Genomic DNA, 10,779 nt, shown 5'->3' with positions numbered 1-10,779 from the left:
GCTACCAGCGGCGGGCCCGCAGCGCGAGGAGCCCGGCGGCGGTGAGCGCCACCGTGCAGATCGACGCGGCGATCCAGCCGCCGAACAGGGCGAGCAGCGGCACCACCGCCCAGAGCAGCACACAGGCGATGATCGCCGCCCGATTCCGCCGGTTGGCGGCCTGATCGCCCAGGCGGGCGACGAAGTCCGGATCGGTCGTCCGCAGATGGCGGGCGATCTGGTCGAACCGGCGTTGATCCTCCCTGCTGAGCATGGCGTGCCTTCCCTCCGAACGTCCCGACGGCCGTGCCGTGGTGGCGAGGCCCGGTAACCCGGATCCGTACCGAACCGATGCGTACCGAACGGCCATCGGGGCATTACCCAATCGCCCGCCGCTCACGCAGCCCGGTCCTGCAGCTTGCGCCTCAACCGGCAAACAGGACGGCCGCCGGCCCGGGACCGTCAGGTCCCGGGCCGGCGGCAGCCGGGAAGATCCGCCTACCCGGGTGAGCACCCGGGCCGGTGGAGTCGCCCGCAGGTGACTGCTGGGAAGGTCACAACGCCCGGCGCAGGGTGGACGTCTGCCGGGGGACGAACACCGCGGCCGCCGGAGCGAGCGGTACGGTGCCCGGCAGCGGCCCGACCGGCGCGCTGCGGGGCTGCGGCAGCCGTGGTGGCGCGGCGGCGGCTTCCCGGGCGTCGACGATGATCCGCTGCACGGCGTACGAGTCAGGTAGCCGCCAGCCGACCTCGTCCGGATCGACCGCCCAGCGGACCGGCCCCTGTGGCAGTACCGTCGGTGGGGCGGGGATCCAGGAGCCCGGCCCGTGCTGGATGACGTCCAGGGAATCGGCCAGCTCCGGGCGCAGCGCGTCACCCGGGCGTACCAGGAACATCCACCGCCCGGTCGGGGTGACCGCGACCGGCCCGCGCAGCTGGCCCCGGCCGGGCGCCGCGGCACCGCCGCGCAGCCGCAGCGTGCACAGCGTCCGCAGGCCGAGCCGGGCCGGCACGTCGAGTACGTCGAACGCCTGTCCGGTGGTCAGCAGGACGGTATGCGGCTGCTGGCGCCACCACGAGCCGACCTGGTGGCGCTGGTCGCTGGCGTCCCGTTCCCAGTGCTGCAACGCTGGATGACAGCCTGTGGTGGGGCAGCCGGGGCGGTCGCACCGGAAGCGCCCCTGGTGCAGGTACGCCCCTGGCGTCACCGGCCAGCCGTGCCTGGCGTAGCGCAGCGCGCCGCGGCGTAGCCGCAGGCGGACGAAAGGCGGTTGGACCGTCCACCGCATGATCGAGATTCCTCCAAGACATCTGGGTGCCGGCCGGACCACTGCCGGGTCCGGCCGGTCGGATCAGGGCAGCCGGATCCGGCGTGGCCGGGGCGGGTACGCCCCCGGCGACACGCCGGAACTTTCGCCTGCCAACCCTTTGCAAGTTGCATCGAAAACTACGACCATCTGTGATGGACCTAACGCACTGCCTGTGCGATGAGCACGGTCAGTGGTCCCGGCGTCCGGGGGGATGCCGCATCGACCAGCACGTTTGCCGGCTCCTAGGTGCCCGGCACCGCGAGGGGGAACATGAGCGTGGAAGAGTTACCCATCGGTCGACGGGTCGCCTACTGGCGTGGCCGACGCAAAATGTCCCAACAGGTGTTCGCCGACCGGCTCGGCAAATCCAAGAGTTGGGTGGACAAGGTCGAACGGGGGGTGCGCCGACTGGACAAGTTCTCGGTAATCCACGAGATCGCCGACGTGCTACAGCTCGACGCGCAACTGCTGCTCGGCAAGGACCCGGAGCGGCGGCCGGAGAGCGTCACCTGCATAGACCAGGTGGAGGTGGAGGAGATTCGAGCCGCACTGGAACGCTACGACTCGATCAGTACGTTCTTCCGACCCACGAACAGCCTGCCGCCGCTCGCCGAGATGCACAAGGCGACCAACCACGCCTGGCTGACCTTCCAGCACGCCAAGTACGGGGTGCTGGCCCGGGCCCTGCCCCGGCTGCTGCGTGACGCGCAGGCCGCCGACGCCCACTACACCGGTGACGACGATGCGCAGCAGGCGGCGAGTCTGCTCGGCCAGCTCTACCAGATTGCCTCGTCCACGCTGCGCAAGCTCGGTGAGCACGATCTCGCCTGGCTGGCCGCCGACCGTTCGATCGCGGTGTCGCACCGGGCCGGCGACCGGCTGCTGACCGGGGTGGCGACCTGCCGGGTCGGCAACGCGCTCCTGGCCCTCGGCCGGTCCCGTGCAGCCCTCGAGGTAAACGTGAACATCGCCAACCGACTCGCCCCGACGGACAGCCGCAGCAGCACCCCGGAGCAGCTGTCCGTCTACGGCCTGCTGCTGCTGCAGGGTGCGATGGCCGCTGCCCGGCTCGGCGACAGCGCAACTGTCCGGGAACTGGTCAACGGTGCCGACGATGCGGCCCGGGCGCTCGGCGAGAACCGCAACCACTACTGGACCTGCTTCGGCCCGACCAACGTGCAACTGCACCGGGCTGCGGCCGCCGTGGAGCTCGGCGAGGGACGGGCGGCGGTCGAGACCCACCGGGTGGTCATGGAGGATCCGGGCTTCAGCGCCCTGCTGCCCGAACGGCGGGCGCACCACCTGCTCGACATCGCCCGCGGCTACGCCCAGTTCGGCGAGCTGGAGAAGGCCACCGAGATGCTGCTGGAGGGCGACCGGCTCGCCCCGGCGGAGATCCGTTGCCGACCGGTGGCCCATGCCGTCATGTCCGACGTGCTGCGCCGTACCCGGGGTACGCCGTCGGCGCCAGTCGCCGAACTCGCCGAACAGATGGGGGTCGGCGTGTGACCCGTCACCTCGCAACAGCCACGTACCCATCGATGGAGAGGTGAGGGTGTGACCCCGGCCGGTGCCCGGATTCTTTACGTGATCGCTTGCGGCAGCCCAGCCTCCCGCCACGTCGGGAGGCTGGTCACGCTCGCCCGACAACGCGGCTGGTCGGTCTGCGTGGTGGTGACCCCGGACGGACGCAAGTTCGTCGACCTGCCGGCGCTGGCCGCACAGACCGGTCACCCGGTCCGGGTCGACTACAAGAACCCCGGCGACCCGGACGTACTACCCCCCGCCGACGCGATGATCGTTGCACCGGCCACCGCCAACACGATCAACAAGTGGGCCGCCGGGATCACCGACACCCTCGCCCTCGGACTGGTCGTCGAAGCACAGGGCAAAGGCCTGCCGATCGTCACACTGCCGTTCACCAACACCGCGCTCGCCCGGCATCCGGCGTTCCAGGCGAGCGTCGCACGGCTGCGTGGCTGGGGGGTGCGGGTGCTGCTCGGTGACGACGTGCTGCCGTTGCGGCCGCCCGGTGAGGGGGACCAGATCATCGACCGGATCCCCTGGCACCTCACCCTCGATGCGCTCGACGAACAGTTGTCCGCCGGCACCACTGACGGCTGACCGGGACGCCGCCGGACCGACGGGGCGCGACGCCCCACAGCCGAACGGACGCCGCCGCGCCTGAACGTCCGGAGCGCGGCGGGTGGATGGGTAAGCTGGGCCGCCGTGGACACAACTGCAGCATCACCGGTACGGGTCGCCGACGTGACCGCCGCCGTCGAGCGGCGCTACCCGACGGCCTGGGCTGAGCAGTGGGACCGCGTCGGCCTGGTCCTCGGCGAACCGGATGCCCCGGTACGGCACGTGTGGTGCGTCGTCGACTGCGTACCGGAAACCGTCGCCGAGGCGGTCGACGCCGGAGCCGACATGATCATCGCCCACCATCCGCTGCTGCTGCGCGGCGTCTCCTCGGTCGCCCCCACCACGTACAAGGGGCGGATCGTCCACGACCTGATCCGGGCCGGCGTCGCGCTGTACGTCGCACACACCAACGCCGACGTGGCCCGACCCGGGGTCTCCGACGCACTCGCCGACCGGCTCGGCCTGACCAACCTGCGGCCCCTGGCGCCGGCGGCACCCGGCAGCCCGGCCGCCGCCGTCGCCGGCCAGGGCGCCGGCCGGATCGGCACGCTGCGCCAGCCGCTCACCCTCGCCGCACTCACCCGGCACGCCGCGGAGGTGCTGCCGGCCACCGCCTGGGGGGTACGGGCCGCCGGTGACCCGGGACGCCTCGTCACCACCGTGGCGGTCTGCGGCGGCGCCGGTGACTCGTACCTGGCTGCCGCGAGCGCCGCCGGAGTCGACGCCTACCTGACCGCCGACCTGCGCCACCACCCGGTCAGCGAACAGACCGCCGCTGGCGGTCCGGCGCTGCTCGACGCCGCCCACTGGGCCACCGAACGCCCCTGGCTGGACGACCTCGCCGCGTACCTCACCGGTGAGCTCGGGGTCGCCGCCACCGTCTCCGACCTCGACACCGACCCATGGACGCTGCACACAGCGTCCGCCGGCCGCTCCCGCGTGGCACCCACTGGCTCTACGCCTACGGCACCCGCCGGCCCTACGCCTACGGCGCCCGCCGGCCCTACGCCTACGGCGCCCGCCGGCCCTACGCCTACGGCGCCCGCCCGCCCTACTCCTACGGCACCCGCCCGTTCCGCGCCCGCCGCATCCACCCATGAGGAGCCCCATCCGTGAAGGCAGACCCGCAAGCCCAGCGCCGCCTGCTCGACCTGCAGGCGATCGACACCGCGCTCGCCCAACTCGCCCACCGGCGACGGACCCTGCCCGAGCACGCTGAGCTGGACGCCCTGGCGCGGGAACTGTCGGCGTTGGAGGACGAGCGGGTCCGCGCCCAGGTCGCCGTCGACGACCTGGACCGCGACATCGCCCGACTGGAACGCGACGTCGACCAGGTCCGCGCCCGCAAGGACAAGGACCAGGCCCGGCTCACCGCCGGCTCCGGCCCGGCCCGGGAGTTGGAGGCGCTGCAGCACGAACTCGCGTCACTGACCCGCCGGCAGACCGAGCTGGAGGACGCCGAACTGGAGCTGATGGAACAGCGGGAAACCGCGCAGGCCGCACTCGACCAGGTCACCGGACGCATCGACAGCACCCGGCAACGGCGTGCTGAGGTCGAGCAGACCCGGGAACGCAACCTCGCCGAGATCGCCAGCGAGGAACAGTTCAAGACCTCCGCCCGCGCCCCGCTGGCCGGCGACCTCCCAGCCGACCTGGTCGCCCTCTACGACAAGATCCGGGAAAACTCGGGTGGGCTGGCCGCCGCGCTGATGCGCGCCGGCCGCTGCGGCGGCTGCCGACTCGAACTCTCCGCCACCGAACGGGGCCGGATCAAGGCGGCCGACCCGGCCGAGGTCCTCCGCTGCGAGGACTGCCGCCGGATCATGGTGCGCACCGCCGAGTCGGGCCTGTGACGGCCGCCTTGAAGGTCGTCGTCGAAGCCGACGGGGGCGCCCGGGGCAACCCCGGGCCCGCCGGGTACGGGGCGGTGGTGCTCGACGCCGACACCGGCACGGTGCTCGCCGAACGGGGCGAGGCGCTCGGCGTCGCCACCAACAACGTCGCCGAGTACCAGGGGCTGATCGCCGGGCTGCGGGCCGCCGCTGAGATCGGCGCCACCTCGGTCGACGTACGGATGGACTCGAAGCTGGTCGTCGAGCAGATGTGCGGCCGGTGGCAGATCAAAAATCCGGGGCTGCGGCCACTCGCCGCGCAGGCCGCCACACTGGTCCGCGAGTTCGACCTGGTCAGGTTCAGCTGGATCCCCCGGGAGCAGAACAAGCGCGCCGACACCCTGGCCAACCAGGCGATGGACCAGGCCGCCGGCAAACCGGCCAAGGCCGCCAAGGCTCCGCCGGCACCTGCCGCGTCGGCTGCGTCTGCGGCCCCGCCGGCCTCCGTCGGATCGGTCGTCGAGGCCCAGCCGTCGATGTTCGCCATCGCCGGGGCCGGTGACGCCCCGGCCGCCTCCTGGGAGCCGCCGACCACCGCCACCGCCACCCGGCTCATCCTGGTCCGGCACGGCGAGACCGGGCTGAACAAGCAGAGCCGCTACTCCGGGCGCGGCGACGTACCGCTGTCCGAGCAGGGCGCGGCGCAGGCCACCGCCGCCGCCGCCCGGATCGCGGTGATCCGGGCCAAGGTCGACGTCATCGTCTGCTCGCCGCTGTCGCGCTGCGTCGACACGGCACGGTCGATCGCCGCCGAGGTCGGCGACCCACCGGTACGCGCCGAGGCCGACCTGATCGAGTGCGACTTCGGCGAATGGGAGGGCCGTACCTTCGCTGAGGTACGGGAACGCTGGCCGGCCGAGTTGACCGCCTGGCTGGCCTCCACCGAACTGTCCCCGCCCGGCGGGGAGTCGTTCGCCCAGGTCGCCGGCCGGGTCCGCCGGGTAGTGCGGGAACTGCTCACCGCGTACCGGGGAAAGACCGTGGTGGTGGTCTCGCACGTCTCCCCGCTGAAGATCATGCTGCGTGACGCGCTGGGTGCCGGGGACGCGCTGCTGCACCGGCTCTACCTCGACCCGACCGGCATCTCGGTGATCGACACCTGGCCGGACGGCGGCGTGGCGGTGCGTACCGTCAACGACACCGCCCACCTCGCCGCCATCGCCACCCCCTGACCTCGCTGGGATCGCCACCGTCTGACCCGGGCGGCCGGTGCGCCGCTAGCCTCGCAGGATGGATCTTCTCGCGTTCGCGTTGCTGGTCGGGGCCGGGCTGGCGGCCGGCACCGTCAACGCGGCGGCCGGCGGCGGCTCGTTGATCACCTTCCCGGCGTTGATCGCCGTCGGCCTGCCGCCGGTGTCGGCGAACGTCACCAACGCGATCGCGGTCTGCCCCGGCTACGTGGCCAGCACCGTCGGCAGCCGCGACGACCTGCCGCGCCGACGCGGGCTGTGGCGCCTCGTCCCGACCGCCGTCGCCGGGGCGGTCCTCGGCTGCGTCCTGCTGCTGATCACCCCGCCCCGGGCCTTCGAGCTGATCGTGCCGTTCCTGGTGATCAGCGCGGCGGCGGTGCTCGGCTTCCAGAACCAGCTGCGGCGCCTCGTCGGCGAACCCCGCGACCTGCCAGCCGGGCGCGAACAGATGTCACTGCAGGCGATGACCTTCTTCTGCGCCGCGTACGGCGGCTATTTCGGTGCCGCGCTTGGGGTGATGCTGGTCGCCGGCCTGGCCCTGGTGCTCGACGAGGCGCTCAACGGCGTCGTCGCGCTGAAGAACCTGCTGTCGGCGGCGGTCGGGGTGACCACCGCCGCCGTGTTTGCCATCTTCGGCCCGGTCGACTGGGCCGCGGCGGTGACGGTCGCCCCGGCCACCATCGTCGGCGGCTATGTCGGCGCGCGGGTGGTGCGCAAGCTGCCGCCGACCGTACTGCGCTTCGGCATCGTCGCCTTCGGCGTCGGTATCGGCGTACTGCTGCATGCCCGCGCCCTACGCTGACCCGCTGGCCGATCCTTTGACGATAATGGTCGGATGGCGCGAACGCTGGTGTATCTGGTCCGGCACGGCGAGCAGAACAGCGACGGGACCGGGCCCGACCCTGGCCTGTCAGAGCTGGGCCGGCGCCAGGCACGCCGGCTCGGTCAGCGGTTGCGTGCGGTGCCATTCGACGCCGTCCACCACGGTCCGGCAGCGCGGGCCGCGCAGACCGCCGAGGAGATCGCGGCTCTCCTGCCCGGGGTTGCGGTGCACGAGTGTCGGCTCGCCGCCGACGTGACGCCGGTCCCGGCACCCGGGCGCGCCAACCAGGCGGTGCCGCAGCGGTACGCCGACTTCCTTGACGCGGTCCCGAAGCCGGAGCGCGACCCCGGCGCTATGCACTTGCGGGCGGCCGTGGCCCACTGGGGGTGGGTCGGCGACGTCGACCGGCATGAGCTGGTGGTGACGCACAACTTCGTGATCGGGTGGGCCGTCAGGCACACGTTGGACGCGCCGTTCTGGCGGTGGCTCGGGCTGAACCAGTTCAACTGCGGCTTGACGATCGTGCAGTGGCGCAGCGACGCTCCGCCGACCCTGGTGAGCTTCAACGACATCGGCCACCTGCCGCCGGGCGAGCGGGGCCAGCCACCGGTGGAGTTGCTGACCTGAGCCGCCTGGCTGTGGGGCGTGTGTCGTGCCTTGGATCTAGAAGGACTAGGCCGGTATATCGACCATGGTTCTTCTAGATCACTGTTGGGCTGGTCGTGGTGGTCCGCCGGGCCTGCGGGCGGGCAATGATCGTGGGCTGCGTACGATTGATCCTCGGACGGACGAGTCGACCGGGCGGCCGCGTCAGCGGGGGGATACGTCCCCTGCTGCCGAGGAACGTCCGGACTCCACAGGGCAGGGTGGTTGCTAACGGCAACCCGGGGCGACCCGCGGGACAGTGCCACAGAAAACAGACCGCCGGGCGGTGAAACGCCCGGTAAGGGTGAAACGGTGGGGTAAGAGCCCACCAGCATCCCGGGTGACCGGGATGGCTCGGTAAACCCCACCCGGAGCAAGGCCAAGAGGGCCGGCGTCGCCAGACGTCGACCTGCGCAGGCGTTTGAGGGCTGCCCGCCCGAGTCTGCGGGTAGGCCGCTGGAGCCTGCCGGCGACGGTAGGCCTAGATGGATGGCCGCCACCGCTGCGCGACCCGGGCAACCGGCGCGTACGGGACAGAATCCGGCGTACAGGTCGACTCGTCCGTCCACCCCAGCTCACAGCCACGCGCGTACCGCCGGCTGCGTCAACAGGGCGGGCATCGACGTTCGCGCCAAGGTTCTATCGTCGGTGCCGTGTCCGACATCCTGCAGATCGGCTCCCTCGCCGTCCCCGTTGGTGCCCTCGTCGTCTACGCGGTCGGGTTCGTCGTCCTCTACTGGGTCATCCGCCTTGCTGTCCGGCACGCCATCCGAGACGCCGACCGGCGGCGGTCAGGTGACCGGCGGTAGCTCCGAGAGGTGGATCGGTCGGTCGGGCTGTTGCCCGAGTGGCTGGAGCTGCTTGACGCTCGACGCCGCCCCAGTTAATCTCGTTCATAGCCGAATATCTATGCGCTGTGAAATCTGTGCTTCGTTGAGGGCATCCGTCGGCCGGTGACCGGGCCGCCGTTCCGACGGTTCACGGCCGTGTGTTCAGCACTAACGGAACGGTGTGCGGCCGACCGCTTCCGGCTGACTTTCGGTGCCACAGGGCCGGGATCGCCAGCGCGTCCGAACGGCATGGGCACTGCTGACGGGTCTGCGTAGCCCGGGAACTGGGCTCATCTGAGTCGGATTCCGCTGACTTCTGGCCGCGTCCACCGCAGGAGAAATCAGGAGGCACTTCGTGAAGAACGTTGGGACCAGCGTTTTCACAACAGGACGTTCACCAGGTACAACAACCGTGCTTGGTGTGGCTGTCACCCTCGCCGCTGTCGGGGCACTCGCCGTGTCCGGCATGTCGGCTGCCGCTGTCCAGGCTGCGGCCGACGAGCCAGCGGCATCAATGTTGGCAAGTTGCGATGACCGGCTGTTCGGCTGGGCGTCAGTGTCGGCGAACGGTGTCGCCACGACGACCGGCGGCGGCAACGCCGCCCCGCAGACGGTCACATCGCTTAGCGATCTACGGCGGTACGCCAACGACTCGACCCCACGCGTCCTGCGGATCTCCGGCACGATCAGCACTGGGTCGGCGGCCGTGGAGGTCGGCAGCAACAAGACCCTGATCGGCGCAGACGCGAACGCGACGATCCGTGGCGGCATCAACATCAACGGCGGTAGCAACATCATCATCCGCAACTTGAACGTGCAGGGTGGCGGCCAGGGCAGCAGCCCGGCCGACACGATCGCCGCGCGCAACGCCCACCACCTATGGTTCGACCACCTGAACCTGTGGGACGCCAGCGACGGGTTGCTGGACCTAACCCGAGGCGTCGACTACATGACGGTGTCCTGGGTCAAGTTCTGGTACACCAACAGTTCCCACTCGCACAGGCTGGCCAGCCTGGTGGGTGGAGGCTCGAACCACGGCGACACCGACAGCGGAAAGCTGAACGCCACCTACCACCACAACTGGTTCGCTGATCTGGTTGACCAGCGTGGACCACGAATGCTGTTTGGCAAAGGCCACGTCTACAACAGCTACTACAATTCCCCCGGGAACGCGTACGCCATCGGCACCGGATCGTACGCCTCCGTTCTCGTGGAGAACAACTACTTCAAGGACATACGGGACCCGCACCGGTTCCAGGACTCGAACCCCACGTACATCACCGCGCGGGGAAACGTCTACGACAACACCAGCGGTCGGCGTCACACAGGTGCCCAGGGTAGTGGCGTCACTCCGTTCACGAACCCGCCGTACAGCTACTCGCTCGACGCCGCAAACGACGTCCCCGGCATCGTCAGTGCCTGCGCGGGCCCGAGGCTGTCCGGGACGCCGCTGCCGCCGACGACGGCGCCGCCGCCCACTACGCCACCACCGACGACCGCGCCGCCGACGACGGCGCCGCCCACCACGCCACCACCTACCACCGCGCCACCGGCCACTGGTGCCTGCAGCGCCTCCTACCAGACCGTCAGCTCGTGGCCCGGCGGCTTCCAGGGCGAGGTGGTCGTACGAGCAGGAAGCACGGCGATCAACGGCTGGACCGTCCGCTGGACCCTCGGCAGCGGGCAGAACATCAACCAGCTCTGGAACGGAAGCCTCAGCACCAGCGGCTCCAGCGTGACGGTACGCAATGTGGACTACAACGGCACACTACCGGCCGGTGGGACCGCGACCTTCGGGTTCCTCGGCTCCGGCTCACCGTCCTCGCCGTCTCTGACCTGTTCCAGCCCGTAAGGTGCCGCTGGGCCAGGTGCCTTGGCCCGAGGCCCTGGCCCAGCAGCGCTCCGCCGGTCACGGATTGTTCGTCCGCGTTGCGTCAGGAGCCGTACGGGGCAGCAGCTGATCGA

Annotated in this window: 11 protein-coding genes and 1 other RNA gene; 10 read left to right on the top strand and 2 right to left on the bottom strand. The window is 71.0% G+C overall.

Features of this window, described 5'->3' with window-relative positions; all coding sequences use genetic code 11:
- Nucleotide 1: 1 nt before the first annotated feature.
- Together ACFHWU_RS02050 and ACFHWU_RS02045 are read right to left on the bottom strand one after the other, a co-directional pair.
- Nucleotides 2–253 carry a DUF3040 domain-containing protein gene (locus ACFHWU_RS02050; RefSeq protein WP_416556345.1) on the bottom strand — a complete coding sequence of 84 codons (252 nt, stop codon included), beginning with the start codon at nucleotides 251–253 and terminating at the stop codon, nucleotides 2–4.
- 280 nt (nucleotides 254–533) lie between these two features.
- The gene (locus ACFHWU_RS02045; RefSeq protein WP_416556346.1) at nucleotides 534–1,268 is read right to left on the bottom strand and encodes a bifunctional DNA primase/polymerase; all 735 of its coding nucleotides are present in this window, start codon (nucleotides 1,266–1,268) and stop codon (nucleotides 534–536) included.
- 297 nt (nucleotides 1,269–1,565) lie between these two features.
- Here ACFHWU_RS02045 and ACFHWU_RS02040 point away from each other — a divergent pair, with 297 nt between their 5' ends.
- The 10 genes from ACFHWU_RS02040 (at nucleotide 1,566) to ACFHWU_RS01995 (ending at nucleotide 10,666) form a co-directional block, all read left to right on the top strand.
- Entirely contained in the window at nucleotides 1,566–2,798 is a 1,233-nt protein-coding gene (locus ACFHWU_RS02040) for a helix-turn-helix domain-containing protein (protein ID WP_416589665.1), read from the top strand.
- A gap of 48 nt (nucleotides 2,799–2,846) precedes the next feature.
- Nucleotides 2,847–3,413 (top strand): flavoprotein, encoded by a 567-nt coding sequence (locus tag ACFHWU_RS02035; protein ID WP_416556348.1) that lies wholly within the window; start codon nucleotides 2,847–2,849, stop codon nucleotides 3,411–3,413.
- A 105-nt stretch (nucleotides 3,414–3,518) separates the two neighbouring features.
- Complete coding sequence (locus ACFHWU_RS02030) at nucleotides 3,519–4,550, top strand: Nif3-like dinuclear metal center hexameric protein (protein WP_416589664.1); 1,032 nt, start codon at nucleotides 3,519–3,521, stop codon at nucleotides 4,548–4,550.
- A complete protein-coding gene (locus ACFHWU_RS02025; RefSeq protein WP_282231635.1) occupies nucleotides 4,547–5,287 on the top strand; it encodes a zinc ribbon domain-containing protein in 741 nt (246 codons plus the stop codon). Before ACFHWU_RS02030 ends, ACFHWU_RS02025 begins: the two co-directional genes overlap by 4 nt.
- Nucleotides 5,284–6,498, top strand: coding sequence for a bifunctional RNase H/acid phosphatase (locus ACFHWU_RS02020; protein WP_416556350.1), 1,215 nt, complete (start codon nucleotides 5,284–5,286; stop codon nucleotides 6,496–6,498). The genes ACFHWU_RS02025 and ACFHWU_RS02020 overlap by 4 nt, the downstream gene beginning before the upstream one ends.
- A 58-nt stretch (nucleotides 6,499–6,556) precedes the next feature.
- Nucleotides 6,557–7,318 carry a sulfite exporter TauE/SafE family protein gene (locus ACFHWU_RS02015; RefSeq protein ID WP_416589663.1) on the top strand — a complete coding sequence of 254 codons (762 nt, stop codon included), beginning with the start codon at nucleotides 6,557–6,559 and terminating at the stop codon, nucleotides 7,316–7,318.
- A 33-nt stretch (nucleotides 7,319–7,351) separates the two neighbouring features.
- Nucleotides 7,352–7,966, top strand: a complete 615-nt coding sequence (locus ACFHWU_RS02010) for a histidine phosphatase family protein (RefSeq protein ID WP_416556352.1) — start codon at nucleotides 7,352–7,354, stop codon at nucleotides 7,964–7,966.
- A 162-nt stretch (nucleotides 7,967–8,128) separates the two neighbouring features.
- An RNA gene (rnpB, locus tag ACFHWU_RS02005) (RNase P RNA component class A) lies at nucleotides 8,129–8,548 on the top strand.
- Nucleotides 8,549–8,637: 89 nt separating this feature from the next.
- Nucleotides 8,638–8,793: a hypothetical protein gene (locus tag ACFHWU_RS02000; RefSeq protein WP_416556353.1), complete on the top strand. Its 156-nt coding sequence runs from the start codon at nucleotides 8,638–8,640 to the stop codon at nucleotides 8,791–8,793.
- A gap of 442 nt (nucleotides 8,794–9,235) precedes the next feature.
- Entirely contained in the window at nucleotides 9,236–10,666 is a 1,431-nt protein-coding gene (locus tag ACFHWU_RS01995) for a cellulose binding domain-containing protein (RefSeq protein ID WP_416567531.1), read from the top strand.
- Nucleotides 10,667–10,779: the final 113 nt, after the last annotated feature.

Origin of the sequence: Micromonospora sp. LOL_015, assembly GCF_048060275.1 — a bacterium.
Classification (GTDB): domain Bacteria; phylum Actinomycetota; class Actinomycetes; order Mycobacteriales; family Micromonosporaceae; genus Micromonospora_E.
This window is presented reverse-complemented; position numbering and strand designations above follow the sequence as displayed.